Source organism: Bartonella sp. AP150HLJHH (genome assembly GCF_042196385.1).
Lineage (GTDB): Bacteria > Pseudomonadota > Alphaproteobacteria > Rhizobiales > Rhizobiaceae > Bartonella.
In genome coordinates, this window is record NZ_JBHIQC010000130.1 from 1 (window position 1) to 640 (window position 640).

The 640-nt window shown below is 40.3% G+C and carries 1 protein-coding gene; it reads left to right on the forward strand.

Annotated features, from left to right (window positions below; all coding sequences use genetic code 11):
• The coding region (locus tag ACFING_RS10075) for a DnaB-like helicase C-terminal domain-containing protein (RefSeq protein ID WP_375630838.1) at nt 1–640 on the forward strand (640 nt) is incomplete at both ends.

A 640-nucleotide genomic window follows, 5' to 3' on the forward strand; every position in this document is an offset into this window, starting at 1 on the left:
TGGAAGAAAAAATTGGAGATATTACTGTATACCAGTATGTTGTTCGCTTAGCCACAGAGGCAGTCACTATTATTAACGCTGAAGATTATGGACGTGTCATTTACGATCTTTTTATCCGACGCTCTTTGATTAATCTTGGCAATGAAGTTGCCAATACAGCCTTTGATGCGCCTGTCGAACTTACACCTTCTCAACAAATTGAAACAATTGAAAATCAATTATTTGAGTTAGCCGAAAAAGGAAAATATGGAGGTGGGTTTGAAAACTTTGATACAGCCATTGCAAAAGCACTTAACATGGCAAGCGCTGCGAAAAAGCGTTCCTCACAGCTTTCAGGGATAGCTACCCATATCAAAACCCTTGATGAAAAAATGGGGGGGCTACAGCCATCCGATTTGATTATCATAGCTGGACGCCCTGGAATGGGGAAAACCTCTCTGGCGACCAATATTGCTTTTAATATTGCCAATGCTTGCAAGCGTCATGATAACAGCCAAACCAATGAAGGGGGTATTGTAGGTTTCTTCTCACTTGAAATGTCAACTGAACAGCTTGCAACTCGTATTATCTCAGAACAAATAAAGGTTTCTTCTTCTGATATGCGTCGTGGTAATATCTCAGAAGAGCAATTTACCAACAT